The organism is Baekduia sp., assembly GCF_035318805.1.
In the GTDB taxonomy this organism is placed as follows: Bacteria; Actinomycetota; Thermoleophilia; order Solirubrobacterales; family Solirubrobacteraceae; genus Baekduia.
Map to the genome: position 1 here is coordinate 41,650 of NZ_DATHDY010000063.1, position 17,831 is coordinate 59,480.

Here is a 17,831-nt window from a genome sequence, read left to right on the forward strand (position 1 = left end):
GGTGTAACATCGACTCATGGCACTCTCGAGCGTCCTTGCGGCCGTCACGCCCGTCGCCGCCTCCGAGCCCGCGGGCGGCGCCGCCATCGACCAGGTCGCCATCGCCACCGGCATGGCGTCCGTCGCCACCGCGGTCCTGCTGGCCGGCATCTTCGGCTACCGCCGCGGCAAGGGCGGCCCGCTGCGCCGCCTCGCGCAGTTCTCCGAGCGCGTCTCGGGCCTGCCGGCCTGGGCCGCGCTGCCCGCCGGCCTGGCCGGCGGGTCGCTGCTGGTCGCGCTGCTCGGCATGTACTGGGACATCTCCCTGCACATCGACCAGGGGCGCGACGCCGGTCCGCTCGCCAACCCGGCCCATTACCTGATCCTCGCCGGCCTCTACGGCGTCTTCGCCGCCGGCTGCCTCGCGCTCGCGCTGCCGGAGGAAAAGCCGGGCCCGGCCGCCATCCGGATCACCCGCGACTGGTACGTCCCCGTCGGCGGCGTCCTCACCGCGGCCTGCGGCGGCTTCGCGCTGCTCGGCTTCCCGCTCGACGACCTGTGGCACCGGCTCTTCGGCCAGGACGTCACGCTCTGGGGTCCGACGCACCTGATGCTCTTCGGCGGCGCCGGCCTGACCCTCATCGGCCAGGCGATCCTGCTGGCCGAGGGCATGCGCTTCCGCGGCATCCGCGGCGACCGCCTGCGCGACTCGCGGCTCCTGGTCAACCTGCGCCGCGTCGGCCTGACGGGCGGCCTGCTCATCGGCCTCTCGACCTTCCAGGGCGAGTTCGACTTCGGCGTCCCGCAGTTCCGGATGGTGTTCCACCCCATGTTGATCGCGCTGAGCGCGGGCATGGCGCTCACCGCCGGCCGCCTGTGGATCGGCAGGGGCGGCGCGCTCGCCACGGCGCTGATGTTCGTCGTCGTGCGCGGCGGCATCTCGCTCGTCGTCGGCGACGTCTTCGGCGAGAGCGCGCCCGCCATGCCGCTGTACCTCGCCGAGGCCCTGGCCATCGAGGTCGTGGCGCTGTGGACCGGTCGCGACCGGCCGATCCTCCTCGGCGTCGTGGGCGGCCTGCTGTGCGGCACGGTCGGCCTGGCCGCCGAATGGCTCTGGGTCGACGCGCTGTTCCCGCTGCCGTGGAGCGGCGGCATCGTCCCCGAGGCGCTGATCGTGGCGCCCGTCGCCGGCGTCGCGGGCGGCCTGCTCGGCGGGCTGCTCGGCGCCGGCCTGCGCTTCCAGCTGCCCCGTCCGACCGTCGCGCGCACGGCCGCGCTCGGCTCGTTCGTCGCGATCGCCGCGCTGACGGCCTTCGGGCTGTCGACGACCAAGCCCCACGGCGAGACCGCGACCGTCGCGCTGCGCGACGCGCCCGGCGGCACCGCCGGCCAGCGCCACGTCACCGGGACCGTGCGGCTGACGCCGCGCGACACCGCCGACGACGCCGCCTGGGTCACCGTCACCTCGTGGCAGGACGGCGGCATGAAGGTCGATCGCCTGGAGCGGGTCGGCGAGGGCGTCTACCGCTTCCGCACGCCGGCCCCCGTCTACGGCGACTGGAAGACCGTGCTGCGCGTCCAGAACGGCCGCACGATCATGGGCATCCCGATGTACATGCCCGCCGACTCGGCGATCCCCGCCAGGGAGGTCCCGGCGTCGGCGAGCTTCACGCGGACGTTCGTCGCCGACCACGAGCTGCTGCAGCGCGAGCGCAAGGGCGACATCCCCGGCTGGCTGTGGACCGGCGCCTGCCTGCTGGTGCTCGTGCTGTCGCTCATCTTCATCGCCTCGCTGGCCTGGGGCGTCGCGCGCGTCGCCCGCACCGGCGCGGACGGCACGCCCACCGACCCGCCCGCCGCGCGCACGCCGACCACGAACGACGAGCGCGCCGGGCGCTTCCGCCGCGACGTGGCCAGCGCCCCGGGGACCTGACCGGGGCGCAGCGACGGCCCGATCGGGTACAACAGCCCGGAGATCGGCAGATCGAGGAGGAGGCAGCAGGTCCATGAGCACCCATGCCGGATCGTCATCCACCGGATCGCGCGACGAGGCGCCCGCGCGCCCGTCCGTCGGCCCGCACCGCAGGCTGGCGGGCGTCTTCCTCGTGCTCGTGATGGCCGCCGGGTCGGTCGTGATGTGGCTCGTCTCCCCGCTGGCGTGGCTGTGGATCGCCTCGCGCCTGACGAGCTCCAGCCAGCCTTCGATCGGGCCCTACCTGCTGGTGCTCGCGGGCATGACGGTCACCGCGGTCGTCATCGGCAAGCTGCTCGGCTCGGTCAATCGCGCGCACATGCGGGTCACCGGACGGCTGAGCGACAAGCGCGAGCACGCGACCTGGAACCGCAGCATGCGCGGTGAGCGGACCTCGACCCGCGACCGCGGCGTCCTCGACAGCGTGATGATGATCAGCGTCTCGGCCGCGTTCGTGCTGTTCGGGATCTGGTTCTTCGCGTTCGCCGGGTCGTCGCTGCCCAGCTAGTAGGAGACCGTGTCGCTATCGCGACTGGGGACCCACCTCCGGCGGCGACGGCTGGCCATCGTGGGCCTCGGCCTCGCTGGCCGCCTGCGGCACCCCTCCCGGCCGATACCCTGGAAGGGGTGCAGCTGGCCGAAGAACGCCCCAACGTCGAGCTGCGCCGTGGACCCGACGGGGCGCCCATCGTGGTCCTCGGCTTCCCGTACGACCCGCACATCGTCGCGGTCGTCCGGCAGATCCCCCACCGGCGCTTCGACTGGGACTCCCGCGAGTGGTGGGCCCCGATCGACGATTGGGCCGCCATCCACGTCGCCGAGGTGCTCAAGCGCTTCCCGACGCTGACGAGCAGCGCGCAGGTCGACCTCTGGCTGAAGAACGTCGGCGAGCGCTGGGTCGGCCGCGTGCGGACCACGCGCTACGACGGCCAGGGCTGGTGGGTGCTCGACACGCGCGCCGGGCAGGTGCCCGACGCGCTCATGGACGGCGCGATCGAGCACGACGGCATGCTGCTGGCGCCACTGACGCAGGCGGGCGCGCTCGCGCTGAGCGAGGCGCGCGGCGCCAAGCTCGACGGCGCCGCGCACCGCTGCGTGCTCGCGCTGGAGCACGGCGGCGAGGCGCCGCCCGCGCGGCTGACGGTCAACCAGTCCGTCGAGGGCGAGTCGTTCCTGCTCGAGACCCTGTGGGACCCGTCGGTCGGCGACGCGTTCGAGCAGCTGCCCGGCACCGCCGACGGCGGCCGCTCGCTGCCGCTGGACCCGTGGGTCGTCCACCACCTCGACGGCTTCCTGGCCACGCACGGCGTCGCGGTCGACGCGCCCGCCGAGCACGCGCTCGAGGACCTGCGCGACGAGGCCGCCGAGGCCGCCGCCGCCATCCGCCGCTCGCGCGCCACCGCCGCCGACCCGATGCCCGAGATCGCCGAGCGCCTGGGCGGCGAGCTGCAGCCGTTCCAGTGGGCCGGCGTGCGCTACGTGCTCGATGCCCGGCGCGTCTTCCTCGCCGACGAGCAGGGGCTGGGCAAGACCGTGCAGGCGCTCGCCGCGCTGGAGGCCGACGACGCCTACCCGGCGATCGTCGTCTGCCCCGCGTCGCTGAAGCTCAACTGGCTGCGCGAGACGAGCAAGTGGCTGCCGCACCGCAGCGTCCAGGTCGTCGAGGGCGGCGTCGCCGTCCCCAAGACCGGCGACATCACCATCATCAACTACGAGGTCGTCGGCAAGCACCGCGAGCACCTCACGCGCCTGCGCCCGAAGGCGGTCGTCGTCGACGAGTCGCACTACTGCAAGAACCCGCGCGCCAAGCGGACCCAGGCGGTGCGGCGGCTCGCCGAGGCCGTGCCGCGCGGCGGGTTGCGCCTCGCGATGACCGGCACGCCGGTGCTCAACCACGCCGAGGAGCTGATCTCGCAGCTGCGGATCATCGGCCGCCTCGAGGAGTTCGGCTCCGGCGCACGGTTCTCGCGCCAGTTCCAGGGCGTGCTGACCGAGGAGCGCCTGCACTGGCACCTGCGACGGCGCTGCTTCGTGCGGCGCCTGAAGAGCGAGGTGCTGCCGCAGCTGCCGGCCAAGCGCCGGGTGGTCGTCCCGGTGTCGCTGGACAACGAGCGCGAGTACCGCGTCGCCGAGCGCGACGTGGTCGAGTGGCTGCGCTCCCAGCCGCTGGAGCTGTCGGACCTCAACGCGCGCATCGCCGCGACGCTGCGCGCCGAGCGCCTCGCGCAGCTCGGCGCGCTGCAGCGCCTGGCCGCACGCGGCAAGCTCCATGCCGCCCTGGCGTGGATCCACGACTTCCTCGCCTCGGGCGAGCCGCTGGTCGTCTTCGCCCGGCACCGCGAGGTGCAGGAGGCGGTCATCGAGCGCTTCCCGGATGCGCTGCACCTGCTCGGCCGCGACAAGATCGACGACCGCGAGGCGTCCGTGCAGGCCTTCCAGGAGCCCGACGGCCCGCAGTTGATCGTGTGCGCCACTCGCGTCGCCGCGCAGGGGATCACGCTGACGCGCTCGTCCAACGTCGCGTTCCTCGAGCTCGAGTGGACGCCGGCGATGCACGACCAGGCCGAGGACCGCTGCCACCGCATCGGCCAGCACGACGCCGTGACCGCCTGGTACCTCTTGGCGGCCAACACGATCGACGAGACGATGTCCGAGCTCGTCGAGCGCAAGCGCGGGATCGTCGACGCCGTGACCGACGGCAAGCGCATGGACGGCGAGAACGTCGTCGAGGGCGTCGTGCGGACGCTGCGCGGCGAAGAGCCGTATCGGCACTTGCGGCCGGTGGCGTAGGGCGTCGAGGGACGACTGAACCGCGTATATCGCGGTTCAGTCGTCCCTCGACGCCTGGGCGCCGCCCCGGGCCCGCGCCCCGCACCGCCCGTCCCGTCCCCTACAGCCGCACCCGCAGGATCCGATCGTCGCCCGCGCGTGGTGTGCCGCGGCCGTCGGTGTTGGAGGTGCTGACCCAGAGCGAGCCGTCGGGGGCGCGGATGACCGTGCGGATGCGGCCGTGGCCCGTGAGGATCGGCGACAGCTTGCGGGCGCGCGTGCCGTTCAGCGCGACGCGGAGCACCGACTCGCCCTGCAGCGCGCCGAGGTAGAGCGTGTGTCCGACGATCGCCGCGCCGCTCGGCGACGCCTCGTCGGTCGGCCACGTCACCTTCGGGTTGACGAAGCGCCCGCCGTCCGTGGAGCCGACGCCCTCGACCAGCGGCCAGCCGCCGTTGTCGCCCTTGTGCACCAGGTTGACCTCGTCGAACCGGTTCTGGCCGAACTCGCTGGCCCACAGCCGCCCCTGCGCGTCCCACGCCAGGCCCTGGACGTTGCGATGGCCCGCGCTCCACACCAACGATCCGGGCTGCGGGTTGTCGGCCGGCGCGCTGCCGTCGGCGTTCATCCGCAGGATCTTGCCGTTGGGCGAGGAGAGGTCCTGCGCCAGACCGCCGACGCCCGTCTCGCCGACGCCGGCGTAGAGCTTGTCGTCGGGGCCGAACGCGATACGGCCGCCATCATGGATCACGCCGCGCCGCAGACCCGTCAGGACCGTGCGCAGCTTCCCGCCGAGCCGGAACCGCACGATGCGGTTGTCAGACGGCGTCGAGTAGTAGGCGTACACCAGCCCATCGGTCCGGTAGCGCGGCGACACCGCCAGCCCGAGCAGCCCGTCCTCGCCGCCGGAGGAGTGGGCGACGCCTCCGATCGTCATGACGGTCTTCGCGGTCCCGCCGCGCGCCGGGACCCGGAGGATGCGGCCGGAGTCGCGTTCGGCCACCAGCGCGTCGCCGCCCGGCAGGAACGCGATGCCCCACGGCGCGTCGAGCCCGGTGGCGACCGTGGACACGCGCGGCGCCGCGGCGGTGTCGGCCGGCGCCAGGGTGGCCGTCGTCGCGGGCGCCTCGCTCCCGCCACCACAGGCCGCGAGCACGAGGGCCAGGCCCAGCGCGACGGCGGCCCGGATGCGGATGCGCTCCATCCCCTGCATCTGCGCGCCGGTGCCGCGGATCAAACCGATCCCCGGGGCGCGCGGACGTGCTACGCGGAAGAGGCCGCCTTGGCGGTCTGGCGCTCGGGCGTGATGCGCACGACGTCCCAGGCGAGCCCGAGCTTCTCGAGCGTCCAGATCACGTAGGCCGACAGGTCGAACTGCCAGCGCTTGAGACCGTGGCGCGCCGAGGTCGGGAAGGCGTGGTGGTTGTTGTGCCACGACTCGCCGAACGTGAACGGCGCCAGCCACCACACGTTGCGCGACTCGTCGGGCGTCTTGAACGCGCGCCGGCCGGTGAAGTGGCAGATCGAGTTGATGGAGTAGGTCACGTGGTGGACGACGAGCATCCGCACGCCACCGCCCCACAGCAGTCCGGTGAGGCCCGCGTGCACCGACCCGCCCAGCGCCCAGCCGGCGAGGAAGCAGACGCCGAGGCCGCCGAGCGCCCACACCAGGAACAGCCGGTCGATGGTCATCATCATCGGCTCGGCGCGCAGGTCGCGGGCGTAGCGCTCCTTGGCCCCGCGATGAGAGTGGATGAACAGCCAGCCCATGTGCGCGTGGAACAGGCCGCGGAGCTCGCCGCGGAAGCCGTGGCCGTGCTCGACGTGCGGGCTGTGCGGATCGCCGAGCTGGTCGGAGAAGTCATGGTGCTTGCGATGGTCGGCGACCCACGCGGTCACGGGACCCTCGATCGCCGCCGAGCCGAGGATCGCCAGCGCGGCCCTGACGGGCTTGGCGGTCTTGAAGCTGCGGTGCGTGAACAGGCGGTGGAAGCCGACGGTCACGCCCAGGCCGGTGAGCAGGTAGGCGACGACGAAGATGACCACATCGCTCCAGCGCAGCAGGCCCTGCCAGGAGTGCCACGCGGCGTAGGCGAGCGCCACGAACGGCAGGACGGTGACGGTTCCGGTGGCGAGCCGATCGAGCCACTCACGCTCGACGGGCTGCACGAACTCAGGCCCTGCGGGCACGATGTCAGGCTGCTCGCCGGGGGCGGCTTCCTCCTGGATCATGGCGCGAGTCTAGACAGACTGGCTAACTTCAGGAGTCATGGCCCTCTCTATCCCCACAGCCCTGCGCGACGAGCTGGCCCGCACGCTTCCGGACCGGCCGTTCGCGGTCGAGTTCTGGGACGGCTCGACGCTGCCTCCCACCGACGGCGCCTCCGCGACGACGTTCCGCGTCAAGTCGCCGCAGGCGCTCGCCCACGCTCTGCGCGCCCCCGGCCAGCTCGGCCTCGGCCGTGCCTACGTCTCCGGCGCCCTCGACGTCGACGACCTCGACGCCACGCTCGAGCTGCTCGACGCGTGGACACCGCCGGCGCTCGACGTGCGCGCCAAGGCCCGGCTCGCCGCCGCCGCGGTGCGCTCCACCGGTCTGGTCGTGCCGCCCAAGCCGCCCTCCGCCGAGCTGCGCCCGCGCGGCCGCCGTCACAGCCTGCTGCGCGACCGCGCCGCGGTCCGCCACCACTACGACGTCTCCAACGACTACTTCGCGCTCTTCCTCGACGAGTCGATGACCTACTCGTGCGCGATCTTCTCCCGCGGCGCCAAGACGCTCGAAGAAGCGCAGTGGACCAAGCGCGAGCTCGTGTGCACCAAGCTGAACCTCCAGGCCGGCGAGCGGGTGCTGGACGTCGGCTGCGGCTGGGGCGCGTTCGCCGTCCACGCGGCCGTCGAGCACGGCGTGCACGTCACCGGCATCACGCTGAGCGAGCCCCAGGCGCAGCGCGCCCGCCAGCGCGCCGAGGATGCCGGCGTCGCCGACCGCGTCGAGATCAAGGTGATGGACTGGCGCGAGCTGGCGGCCGAGCCGTTCGACGCGATCGCCTCCATCGGCATGGTCGAGCACGTCGGCTCGGGCAACATCGACAACTACGCCGTGCGCCTGCGGGAGCTGCTGCGCCCCGGCGGCCGGCTGCTGAACCACGGCATCGCGCGCCTGCGCCACGGCGATCCCGAGGCCGGGGCGTTCTCCGAGCGCTTCGTCTTCCCCGACGCCGCGCCGCTGCACCTCTCGCGCATCTCGTACGCCCTCGAGGCCGCGAACCTGGAGGTCACGCACGCCGAGGGCTTCCGCGAGGACTACGCCGAGACGCTCCGCCACTGGTCGCGCCGGTTCGACGACAACCTGGAGGAGGCCGTCCGGCTCGGCGGCGAGGAGCGCGTGCGCGTCTGGCGGCTCTACCTGCGGGCGGCGCGCCGCGGGTTCGAGAGCGGGTTCCTCTCGATCTTCCAGGTCGTGGCGCACAAGCCCGCGTGACGGCCGCGGCGCGATGGGCGGCGCTGGGCTCGGCGACCGTGGTCGCCGGCCTGGCGTTCGACGCCGCGTCGCTGCCGTCCCCGTTCCTCTTCGGCGCGCTGCTCGTCGGGCTCGGCGTCGCGCTCGTCCGCCCCGGATCGCTGGAGATCAGCCCGCCGCTGTTCGCCGCCGCGCAGGCGGCGGTCGGCGTCGCGCTCGGCGCGTACCTGCAGTCCTCGTCCCTCAGCGCGCTGGGCGACGACTGGCTGCCGGTGACGCTCGTGAGCGCCGCGACGCTCGCGGTCAGCCTCGGCGCCGGCCTCGTGATGGCGCGCGTCACCGAGCTGGACCGCCCGACCGCGGCGCTGGGCGCGGTCGCCGGCGGCGCCTCGGGCATCGTCACGATGGCCCGGGAGCTCGGCGGCGACGACCGGCTCGTGGCGTTCATGCAGTACGTCCGCGTGCTGGTGGTCGTGCTGCTCACGCCGATCCTCGTCGCCGTCGCGTTCCCCGGACACCACGGCGACGCCGGCACGGTCGCCGGCATACCGACCGTCGGGACGCTGCGCGACTGGCTCGTGACCGCCGGGCTGGCGGTTGCGGGGATCGGCGTCGGCCGGCTGATCCGGCTGCCCGCGGGCACGCTGCTCGGGCCGATGATCCTCGCCGGCGCGGTGACGCTCAGCGCGCCGAAGGGCTGGTTCGTCGTTCCCGCGATCGTCCAGAACACGGCCTTCGCCGTGATCGGCCTGCAGGTCGGGCTGCGCTTCACGGTCGAGACGGTCCGCCAGACCGGGCGGCTCCTCGGCCCCGTGCTGATCAGCGTCGTCGTGCTGCTCGTCGCCTGCTTCGGGTTGGCCATCATCTTGGCGGCGACGACCTCGGTGTCGCTGCTGGACGCCTATCTGGCCACGACGCCGGGCGGCCTGTACGCGGTGCTCGCCGCGGCGGTCGGAGCCGGCGCCAACACCACGTTCATCGTCGCGGTGCAGGGGCTGCGCGTCATCGTGATGGTCCTACTGGCGCCCGTGGCCGTGCGCCACCTGATCGGCCGTCCGCCTCCCGCGCCGCCGGCGCCCGCCGTCGGTGCCGCCGCGCCATGATCGCCGTGGAGCGCGCGGGCGCGATTAGGGGTGCCGTAGGCGGCCAGCGAGGCCGAGGCCCACGACGGCCAGCCGTCGCCGCCGGAGGTGGGTCCCCAGTCGCGATAGCGACACAGTCTCTAGTCGCCGTCGAGCTCGACCGCCACGCCGCGCAGCGGGACCGGCGAGGTCTGCATCACCGACGTCGTCGTCTGCCCGTGGAACGCGAAGCGGTCGATGACCTCCTCGAGGTGCTCCACGTCGCGCACGTGCGCCTTGAGGAAATAGCAGTCCTCGCCGGTGATGCGGTGGCACTCGACGACCTCGGGCGTCTCGCGCGCCAGCTCCGCGACCTTCGGCAGCTGGCGCGGCGCGGGACGCACGCGGACGATCGCGCTCAGCGCGTAGCCCAGCGCGCGCGGGTCGACGTCGGTGCGGAAGCCGAGGATGACGCCCTCGTCGGTCAGGCGGCGCACGCGCTCGGCGACGGCCGGCGCCGACAGCCCGACCCGCCGTCCCAGCTCGGCGAGGCTCAGCCGCGCATCCGCCTGAAGCTCGATCAGCAGGCGCCGATCGGTCTCGTCCAGGTCAACGACGGCTCGACGACTCTTCGGGCTTGCGATCGTAGCCATGAGAACGAGACTACCGTCGATCGCCCCTGGCGCCCAGGCCCGAGGCAGAGGACCGTTCCAGGCACGGTGCGTCGCCCTCCCCCGCACGCCTACTTCGCGGTCAGCGCGGTCTTCCACTACCTCGGCCCCGCGTTCGCCGTGCTGCTCTTCGTGCGCGTCGACGTGCTCGGCGTCGCGTGGCTGCGGATCGTCGTCGCCGCGCTCGTGTTCGCCGCGTGGCGCCGTCCGTGGCGCGCGCTGGGCAGCCTGGACCGCGAGGGTCGCCGGCTCCTGCTGGCCTGGGGCGGCTGCCTGGCGCTGATGAACTGCTGCTTCTACCTGGCGATCGACCGGCTGCCGCTGGCGACCGTCGCGGCGATCGAGTTCCTGCCGGTCATCGCGCTGGCAGCGGCGGGCGCGTGCACGACGCGCAACCTCGTCGCGCTCGGCCTCGCGGTCGCCGGCGTCTACGCGCTGACCGGCATCCACCTGGCCGGTGGCGCGCTCGGCCTCGGCCTCGCGTTCGCCAACGCGGCGCTGTTCGCCACCTACATCGTGCTCGCCGATCGCGTCGCCAAGCACGCCGACCTGGACGGCATCGACGGCCTCGGCGCCGCGATGCTCGCGGCCGCGATCGTCGTCACGCCGCTGGCCGGCTGGGCGGCGGTGCCCGCGATCGCCGATCCGGTGGCGCTGCTGGCGGGCGTCGGCGTCGGCGTCAGCTCGTCGGTCATCCCCTACGTCTGCGACCAGCTCGCGCTGAACCGGCTGCCGCGCGCGACCTACAGCCTGATGGTGTCGCTGCTCCCGGCGACGGCCACGGTGATCGGCATCGTGGTCCTCACGCAGATCCCGTCGCTGCGCGACGTCGTGGGCATCGCCCTCGTCGCGACCGGCGTCGGGCTGCACCGCGGCGCCGCGGCGGCGGTCCAGGAGCCGGCGGTCTCAGCCGCCGGTGGTGAACCGCATGCTGAGCCGCGCGCCCTTGGCGGTGCCGGCCGACAGCTCGACCGCGTCGGCCACTGACGCGATGGTCGGCAGCCCCAGCCCGAGGCCGGGCGAGTCCGGGCGCGGCAGCGGGCCGAACCCGTCGTCCTCGACCACGATGCAGAGGTAGCCGTCGTCGAGCAGCCTGGCGTGGACGCGTATCTGCCCCGGCTCCCGATCGCGGTAGGCGTGCAGGACGGCGTTGGTCGCGGCCTCCGAGACGGCGAGCCGCACGTCGCCCAGCCGGCCGTCGGCCACGCCCACCCGCTGGGCGTATTGGGTCACTTCGCTGCGCAAGACGGCGATCTGCTCGGGGATCGCCGTGACCGTCCAGCGGCCGGGCTCGGGCGCCATGGAGTCGGTGTGCCCGACCCCACGAGGTCCATGCGCGACGGTCTTCCTACGGGCCGAACGGCACGAAGGCGACCGGCGCCAGCGTGTCCAGCCGGCTCGCCGCCAGTCCGAGGTAGGACAAGGTGTAGAGGCGGTCGCCGACGACCAGCGAGCGGGCGATCGGCGCGCGGTCGGGATCGTCGCCGTGCGTCACGCGGCCGACCTCGGCGAGCGTCTGCGCCGTTACGTGCAGGCCGATCGCACCAGTGAAGGACTTCGCGGGATCGCCGGACGCGTCATAGGTCTGCAGCGGCAGGACCGCCGTGGCGGTCGGCGGCCACCACAGGAAGGCGTGGTGGTCGAACTCGGCGCCGGAGCTGCCGTTGCCGTAGACCACGTGCTGCAGGCGCTTGGGCCTGGCCAGGTCGGAGACGTCGAAGAGCGAGACCTGCGTGCCCTGGGCGCGACCGTCGGCGCTCGCCTCCTGCCCGATGCCGAGCAGCCGCCCGTCGCCGATCGGATGCAGGTAGGCCGAGTAGCCCGGGATCTCGAGCTCGCCGACGACCCTCGGCGCCGCCGGCGCGCTGAGGTCCAGCGTGTAGAGCGGGTCGATCTGCCGGAACGTCACGACGTAGCCCGTGGCGCCGGCGAAGCGCACGGCGTAGATCCGCTGACCCTTGCCCAGGCCGCCGACCTGGCCGACCTGGGCCAGGCGCCCGTCCTGCTCGCGCAGCACGGTGACGAAGCTCTGCGCCGGCGTCGCCTCGCGGCCTTCGGGCAGCCACGCCGGCTCGTCGGTCGAGGCGACGCGCAGCGCGCCGTCCTGCTCGGACAGCGCGAACTGGTTGAGCACGAAGCCGGGCACCGTGCCGGAGCCCGCGTACGTCGTCGCGCCCGGCTGGGACGCGTCGAAGCGATGGATCTCGGTGCGCATGGACGCCGGCACGTCGGCCGCGTCGGCGAGGCCGGGGACGTACCGCCGGCTGGCGACGTAGAGGCTGCGGTCCGAGCCGTAGACCGTCTGGGCGCCGGCCATGATCGCGTCGCGATCGACGTCGTAGAGGCCGCGATCGAGGTTCACGGTCAGGACCGTGAGCAGCCCGAGGCCGGAGAACGCATCGGGGCGTCGCACGTCGCCGCACCCGACGACCGAGCGGCGGAACGTGCGGCCCGAGATGGCGCTCCTGATCGTGGTCGCCGGCACGAACGTGCGCAGCTTGGCGCGCTCCAGCGGCACCGCGCCGGCGGGCTGCGGCGTCGAGCTCACGACCACGCGGACCGTTCCCCCGACCATGCGGGCGTCGACGTACTCGCCGTCGAGGTCCATGGTGCGCGCCACCTTCGGCGCCGCCGGGTCGGTGAGGTCCACCTCGGTCAGCACCGTCTTGGACGTGCCCGGCGCGATCTGGGCGACCTGCCGCGGCGCGGCGACGCCGATCGGGCCGAAGTCGCCGGGCGCGTAGACCGTGGAGAGCACGAGCGCGCGCGTGCCGCGCAGCAGCAGCTGATGGGCGGCGCCGTTGCCGCCCAGATCCAGCGTGCCGACGATCCGCGGCGCGTCGCCGGTGACGTCGATCACGCGCAGCCGCCCGTCGCTGGCCACGACCACGTGCGTGCCGTCGGTCTTGACGACGTCGGGCTCGTCGATCCCGGTCTCCTGCACGTTGGTGCCGGAGAACGTCGTCGCGCCGGGGGCGCTCGGCGCGGCGACCGCCGAGGCGGTGTCCTCGCCGGCCGGCGCGTTGGCCGGCACCGGCGCGGGGCGCGCGAGCGCCTCAGGCACCGCGCCCAGCGCGCGGACCGGCACGCCGACGCCGCCGGCGCGCTTCGCGTTGGCGTGCGCGTAGTCCACCAGCGTGCGGCACGAGTCGAACGCGACGAGCTTGGCGCGGGGCGCCGGCCGCGTCTTGGCGCTCGCGCCCGGGGCGGCCGCGAGCGCCGCGATGACCGCGATGACGAGGGTTGAGCGGATCGGGCGGCGCGACATCACGAGCGAGGCTACTCCTGATCACCGACCGTTCACGCCTGCGCAACGGACCGGTCACGTGGAACGGTGGCCATCGCCCAAGGATGGCCCTCGTCCCCAGAACCGACAGGGAGGAACGAGGATGCACAGGTCCACCAGAGCCATCGCGGCCGGACTGGCCGTCGCGGCGATCAGCAGCGCGGCGCCCGCATACGGCGCCAACGGCTTCGATCTCGAGGCGCACCGCGGCGGGCGCGGGCTGCGCCCCGAGAACACGCTGGCGTCGTTCGGCAACGCGCTGAAGCTCGGCGTCACCACGCTCGAGCTCGACACCGGCGTCACGAAGGACGGCATCGTCGTCGTCAGCCACGAGCGGCGGATCTCGCCGCTGGAGTGCCGCGACACCGGCCCGGTCAAGCCCGACGACCAGGCCTACCCGTACGTCGGCAAGCTGGTCCACGAGCTGACCTACGCGCAGATCGCCACATTGGACTGCGGCACGCGCCACGCGCCGGCGGGCGACCCGATCTCGGCCACGCAGCAGGCCGTGCCCGGCACGCACATGCCCAGGCTCGCGCAGGTCTTCGCGCTCGCCGCGCGCTACGGCGCCAAGGACGTGCAGTTCAACATCGAGACCAAGCTCGATCCCACCGTGCCCGGCGACACCGTCGACCCGAGCACGTTCGCCCACAAGGTGATCGACCAGATCCGCAAGGCGCACGTGCTCCGGCGCAGCCTGCTGCAGTCCTTCGACTGGCGCACGCTGAAGGTCTCGCGCGCGGTCGCGCCGTCGCTGCGCCGGGTCGCGCTCGCCCAGCCGGCCAACGTGTTCCCCGGCTCGAAGTGGACGGCGGGCTACCAGATCACCTCCAACAAGCCGTTCGACGACGGCTCGGTCGCCTCGGTGGTCGCCAAGCAGCTCAAGGCCGACGTGATCTCGCCGGTCGCGACCTCGACGACGGCGAAGCTGATCAAGTCCTCGCACAACCTCAAGCTGCCGGTCATCCCCTGGACGGTCAACGAGAAGGCCGACATGGCCAAGCTCATCGACGCCGGCGTCGACGGCCTGATCAGCGACTACCCGGACCGGCTGCGCGAGGTCGCCGCGGCCAAGGGCAAGGAGCTGCCCGACACGATCGCGTCGCCGTTCGACGTCGAGGCCCACCGCGGCGGCCGCGGCGTGCGGCCGGAGAACACCCTCGCGGCGTTCTCCTACGCCTTGGACCACCACGTCACCACCCTCGAGCTCGACACGGGCGTGACCAAGGACGGCGTGCTCGTCGTCTCCCACAACCGCCAGATCAACCCGGTGCACTGCACCGGCCCGTACGGCAACCAGCTGATCAAGGACCTCACGCTCGCCCAGATCAAGGAGGAGGACTGCGGCCACCTCGACCCGGGCTTCCCGGACCAGGTGTCGCAGGGCGTGCAGCGGATGCCGACGCTCCAGGAGGTCTTCGACCTCGTCCGGGCGCGCGGCGACGGCGACGTCCGGTTCAACATCGAGACGAAGATCTCGCCGACGGTCGACGACACGGTCCCCTACGACCAGTTCACCGCCAAGCTCGTCCACGCGATCCAGGCCAACGACCTGCAGGACCGCGCGATGATCCAGTCCTTCGACTGGCGCACGATCCGGCTGAGCAAGCGGCTGGACGCCAGCATCGAGACGGTCGCCCTGGTCTGGCAGTACGCCGGGACCGACTGCGACGAGCTCGCCGACGAGTGTTCGCTGGAGGCCGTCGTCGGCGACGACACGGTGAGCTCGCCCTGGACCGGCGGCCTGGACTGGTGGGACTTCCGCGACCTCGGCAAGCTCGTGCGCGCCGCGGACGCCGACGTCGTCTCCGCCAACTGGCAGGTCCACGATCCCGACCAGCCCCACGTCGACTCGCCCGACGAGTACCTGCGGACCGATCCGGCGATCTACCACGGCCCGACCGTCCCGCAGCTGCAGGACCGCGGCCTGCGCGTCGTGCCCTACACGGTCGACGACGAGGCCACGATGCAGCACGTGATCGACCTCGGCGTCGACGGCATCATCAGCGACTACCCCGAGCGCCTGCAGCTCGTGGCGGAGCGCAACGGCCTGGGATAGCCCCAGCGCCACCCGCGCGTCGAGGGACGATTCGATCTCGCTGTACGAGATTCAGTCGTCCCTCGACGTCCGCGGTCGCCGTCTCTGGTCGTACCATTGCTCGATCGCCGCCACGGGGGACAGCACCGACGCCGCGCTCGAGCGCCTCGACACGCGCTCGCTGAGCGGGCGCGTGCGCGACGAGCTGCTGAAGGCCATCCACAACGACGCGTTCCCCGAGGGCCGGCTGCCGCCCGAGGCCGAGCTGGCGACGCAGATCGGCGTCAGCCGCACGACGATCCGCGCGGCCCTGCAGTCGCTGGCCGAGGACGGGATCGTCTCGCGCCGCCGCCGCCACGGCACGGTCGTCAACCGCCACGTGCTGCGCAGCTCGATGGGGCTCAACCGCCTCGTCTCGTTCCGGTCGCTGATCGAGCAGTCCGGGCACGTGCCGTCGGTCGACCCGCAGGTCCACCGCGCCCAGGGCGCCGAGGACGACGCCGCCGAGGCGCTCGGGCTGGAGCCCGGCGCGCCGTGCCTGATGGTCAAGCGCCTGCTGCGCGCCGGCGGCGAGCCGGTCATCCACATCACCGACACGGTCGCGCTGGACCGGCTGCCCGAGCTCGGCGCGATCGTCGACGCGGACTCCACGTTCGAGTTCCTGGCCGCCAACGGCGTGGGCGTCGTCGACCACGTGCGCGCCGAGCTCGTGCCGCGGGTGGCCGACGCGGCGTCTCCGCGCGAGCTCGACATCGCCCGGGGCACGCCGTACCTGGAGCTGCGCGAGACGCTGTTCACGCGCGAGCACGACCGCATCGCCTTCTCGCGGATCGCCGTGGACGACACGCTGGTGCGGTTCTCGCTCGTGCGACGCGACATCTAGGCGAAGCCGCGCCCAGGGGGCGCGTTTCGCTGCGGCCCGCGTAGGGTCCCAACTCCTACCGAGTGGACAACCCGGTTCCGACCGGGTGACCAATGGCAGCGGCCCCCGCGTCCGCGATTGTCATAGGTATGAGCAATCACGACGCCGCGGGAGTCCGGGACGCCCAGGATCTCGCCGGGTTCGGCTACCCCCAGCAACTGCACCGGAAGCTCGGGAGCTACGCCTCCTTCGCCGCCGGCTTCTCGTTCGTCTCGATCCTGACGACCGTCTTCCAGCTGTTCTTCTTCGGCTTCTCGTTCGGCGGTGCAGCGTTCTTCTGGACCTGGCCGATCGTGTTCCTCGGCCAGCTCCTGGTCGCGCTCTGCTTCTGCGAGCTGGCCGCGCGCTACCCCATCTCAGGCTGCATCTACCAGTGGTCGCGCCGGCTCTCCACGCCGACGGTCGGCTGGTTCGCCGGCTGGACGATGCTCGTCGCGCAGATCGTCACGGTCTCCGCGGCGGCGATCGCGCTGCAGGTCGTGCTCCCCACCCTCTGGTCGGGCTTCCAGCTCGTCGGCAGCGATCCGGCGCTGACGTCCACCGACGGCGCGACCAACGCGGTGGTGCTCGGCGTGATCCTCATCACGTGCACGACCATCATCAACGCCATCGGCGTGTCGCTGATGTCGCGCATCAACGTGATCGGCGTGACGTGCGAGCTGATCGGCGTCGTCGCGCTGGTGATCCTGCTCTTCACCCACGCCGAGCGCGGACCGAGCGCGGTGCTGCACCAGACCGGCGCGGCGCCCGGGGGCTACCTCGGCGCGTTCCTGATCTCCTCGCTGATGGCCGCCTACGTGATGGTCGGCTTCGACTCGGCGGGCGAGCTCTCGGAGGAGACCAGGGACCCGCGGCGCACCGCGCCGCGGGCCATCTTGCGCGCGCTGACCGCCTCGGGCGTCGGCGGCGCGCTGCTCCTGCTCGCGGGCATCCTGGCCGCGCCGTCGCTGACCAACGGCGACCTCGCCGCCGGAGGCCTGCCCTACGTGCTGACCAGCTCGCTCGGCGACACCGTCGGCAAGCTCTTCCTGGCCGACGTGGCGGTCGCGATCTGCGTCTGCACGCTGGCGATCCAGACGGCGGCCACGCGGATGATGTTCTCCATGTCGCGCGACCGGGTCCTGCCCGGGCACGGCGCGCTGGGCAAGGTGTCGCCGGTGACCGGGACGCCGGTGCTGCCCGCCATCGTCGTCGGCGTCCTCTCGGCCGCGATCCTGCTGGTCAACGTCGGCGAGGCCTCGCTGTTCACCGCCCTGACCAGCGTGTGCATCGTGATGCTCTACGGCGCCTACCTGATGGTCACCGTGCCGATGCTCGTGCGCCGCCTGCGCGGGGAATGGCAGACCGAGCCCGGGCACTTCTCGCTCGGGCGCCTCGGCCTGCCGGTCAACGTCGTGGCCGTGGCCTACGGCGTGCTGCAGATGGTCAACCTGGGCTGGCCTCGGGCGTCGGTCTACGACCCGGCCGGCGGCCACTGGTACCTGCAGTACTTCTCGCTGCTGTTCGTGGGCGGCGCGCTGCTGGTGGGCCTGGTGGCCTACGCGCTGCACCGGCGGGAGCTGGCGGAGCCGGCGGCGGGCCCGGCCGCCGACCTCGGCCTCGAGGCGGCCCAGGCGTGAGCGCGGAAGACCGCGCCCAGGGGCTCGGCTTCCGGGCGCCAGCTCGCCAGGGGC

Annotated in this window: 14 protein-coding genes; 9 read left to right on the top strand and 5 right to left on the bottom strand. The window is 73.1% G+C overall.

The annotated features are described in order from the left end of the window. The first annotated feature begins 16 nt into the window (after nucleotides 1–16). The 3 genes from VK501_RS14450 (at nucleotide 17) to VK501_RS14460 (ending at nucleotide 4,741) form a co-directional block, all read left to right on the top strand. Nucleotides 17–1,912 carry a hypothetical protein gene (locus VK501_RS14450; RefSeq protein ID WP_324338448.1) on the top strand — a complete coding sequence of 632 codons (1,896 nt, stop codon included), beginning with the start codon at nucleotides 17–19 and terminating at the stop codon, nucleotides 1,910–1,912. Nucleotides 1,913–1,985: 73 nt separating this feature from the next. Beyond that, nucleotides 1,986–2,459 carry a hypothetical protein gene (locus VK501_RS14455; RefSeq protein WP_324338450.1) on the top strand — a complete coding sequence of 158 codons (474 nt, stop codon included), beginning with the start codon at nucleotides 1,986–1,988 and terminating at the stop codon, nucleotides 2,457–2,459. A gap of 119 nt (nucleotides 2,460–2,578) precedes the next feature. Further along, the gene (locus tag VK501_RS14460) at nucleotides 2,579–4,741 is read left to right on the top strand and encodes a DEAD/DEAH box helicase (protein ID WP_324338452.1); all 2,163 of its coding nucleotides are present in this window, start codon (nucleotides 2,579–2,581) and stop codon (nucleotides 4,739–4,741) included. Between the two features lie 100 nt (nucleotides 4,742–4,841). Here the strand turns inward: VK501_RS14460 and VK501_RS14465 are convergent, their stop codons facing one another. Both VK501_RS14465 and VK501_RS14470 read right to left on the bottom strand, forming a co-directional pair. Then, nucleotides 4,842–5,924 (bottom strand): PQQ-dependent sugar dehydrogenase, encoded by a 1,083-nt coding sequence (locus tag VK501_RS14465; RefSeq protein WP_324338454.1) that lies wholly within the window; start codon nucleotides 5,922–5,924, stop codon nucleotides 4,842–4,844. Between the two features lie 59 nt (nucleotides 5,925–5,983). Then, nucleotides 5,984–6,952: an acyl-CoA desaturase gene (locus tag VK501_RS14470; protein ID WP_324338456.1), complete on the bottom strand. Its 969-nt coding sequence runs from the start codon at nucleotides 6,950–6,952 to the stop codon at nucleotides 5,984–5,986. A 37-nt stretch (nucleotides 6,953–6,989) separates the two neighbouring features. On the opposite strand from VK501_RS14470, the gene VK501_RS14475 reads away from it, so the two are divergent. After that, nucleotides 6,990–8,201, top strand: coding sequence for a cyclopropane-fatty-acyl-phospholipid synthase family protein (locus VK501_RS14475; RefSeq protein ID WP_324338458.1), 1,212 nt, complete (start codon nucleotides 6,990–6,992; stop codon nucleotides 8,199–8,201). Continuing rightward, entirely contained in the window at nucleotides 8,198–9,283 is a 1,086-nt protein-coding gene (locus VK501_RS14480; protein WP_324338460.1) for an AbrB family transcriptional regulator, read from the top strand. Before VK501_RS14475 ends, VK501_RS14480 begins: the two co-directional genes overlap by 4 nt. A gap of 119 nt (nucleotides 9,284–9,402) precedes the next feature. Here VK501_RS14480 and VK501_RS14485 read toward each other — a convergent pair whose 3' ends face one another. Continuing rightward, complete coding sequence (locus tag VK501_RS14485) at nucleotides 9,403–9,894, bottom strand: Lrp/AsnC family transcriptional regulator (protein ID WP_324338461.1); 492 nt, start codon at nucleotides 9,892–9,894, stop codon at nucleotides 9,403–9,405. Nucleotides 9,895–9,960: 66 nt separating this feature from the next. Here VK501_RS14485 and VK501_RS14490 point away from each other — a divergent pair, with 66 nt between their 5' ends. Further along, nucleotides 9,961–10,899 carry an EamA family transporter gene (locus tag VK501_RS14490; protein WP_324338464.1) on the top strand — a complete coding sequence of 313 codons (939 nt, stop codon included), beginning with the start codon at nucleotides 9,961–9,963 and terminating at the stop codon, nucleotides 10,897–10,899. Here VK501_RS14490 and VK501_RS14495 read toward each other — a convergent pair. Together VK501_RS14495 and VK501_RS14500 are read right to left on the bottom strand one after the other, a co-directional pair. Continuing rightward, nucleotides 10,819–11,214, bottom strand: coding sequence for an ATP-binding protein (locus VK501_RS14495; protein ID WP_324338466.1), 396 nt, complete (start codon nucleotides 11,212–11,214; stop codon nucleotides 10,819–10,821). The two genes, VK501_RS14490 and VK501_RS14495, sit on opposite strands and share 81 nt — an antisense overlap. 46 nt (nucleotides 11,215–11,260) lie before the next feature. Next, complete coding sequence (locus VK501_RS14500) at nucleotides 11,261–13,180, bottom strand: beta-propeller domain-containing protein (RefSeq protein WP_324338468.1); 1,920 nt, start codon at nucleotides 13,178–13,180, stop codon at nucleotides 11,261–11,263. Between the two features lie 121 nt (nucleotides 13,181–13,301). Between VK501_RS14500 and VK501_RS14505 the strand changes: the two genes are divergently transcribed. From VK501_RS14505 to VK501_RS14515, 3 genes are all read left to right on the top strand, one after another. Next, a complete protein-coding gene (locus VK501_RS14505; RefSeq protein WP_324338470.1) occupies nucleotides 13,302–15,257 on the top strand; it encodes a glycerophosphodiester phosphodiesterase family protein in 1,956 nt (651 codons plus the stop codon). 172 nt (nucleotides 15,258–15,429) lie between these two features. Next, nucleotides 15,430–16,119, top strand: a complete 690-nt coding sequence (locus tag VK501_RS14510; protein WP_324338472.1) for a GntR family transcriptional regulator — start codon at nucleotides 15,430–15,432, stop codon at nucleotides 16,117–16,119. 128 nt (nucleotides 16,120–16,247) lie between these two features. Then, complete coding sequence (locus VK501_RS14515) at nucleotides 16,248–17,777, top strand: amino acid permease (protein ID WP_324338474.1); 1,530 nt, start codon at nucleotides 16,248–16,250, stop codon at nucleotides 17,775–17,777. Nucleotides 17,778–17,831: the final 54 nt, after the last annotated feature.

What these genes read in the sequence shown, in the direction of transcription:
- VK501_RS14485 (WP_324338461.1), bottom strand. Translation starts at nt 9,894, where the DNA reads ATGGCTACGATCGCAAGCCCGAAGAGTCGTCGAGCCGTCGTTGACCTG.
- VK501_RS14455 (WP_324338450.1), top strand. Translation starts at nt 1,986, where the DNA reads ATGAGCACCCATGCCGGATCGTCATCCACCGGATCGCGCGACGAGGCG.
- VK501_RS14495 (WP_324338466.1), bottom strand. Translation starts at nt 11,214, where the DNA reads ATGGCGCCCGAGCCCGGCCGCTGGACGGTCACGGCGATCCCCGAGCAG.
- VK501_RS14470 (WP_324338456.1), bottom strand. Translation starts at nt 6,952, where the DNA reads ATGATCCAGGAGGAAGCCGCCCCCGGCGAGCAGCCTGACATCGTGCCC.
- VK501_RS14465 (WP_324338454.1), bottom strand. Translation starts at nt 5,924, where the DNA reads ATGGAGCGCATCCGCATCCGGGCCGCCGTCGCGCTGGGCCTGGCCCTC.
- VK501_RS14450 (WP_324338448.1), top strand. Translation starts at nt 17, where the DNA reads ATGGCACTCTCGAGCGTCCTTGCGGCCGTCACGCCCGTCGCCGCCTCC.
- VK501_RS14500 (WP_324338468.1), bottom strand. Translation starts at nt 13,180, where the DNA reads ATGTCGCGCCGCCCGATCCGCTCAACCCTCGTCATCGCGGTCATCGCG.
- VK501_RS14515 (WP_324338474.1), top strand. Translation starts at nt 16,248, where the DNA reads ATGAGCAATCACGACGCCGCGGGAGTCCGGGACGCCCAGGATCTCGCC.
- VK501_RS14505 (WP_324338470.1), top strand. Translation starts at nt 13,302, where the DNA reads ATGCACAGGTCCACCAGAGCCATCGCGGCCGGACTGGCCGTCGCGGCG.
- VK501_RS14475 (WP_324338458.1), top strand. Translation starts at nt 6,990, where the DNA reads ATGGCCCTCTCTATCCCCACAGCCCTGCGCGACGAGCTGGCCCGCACG.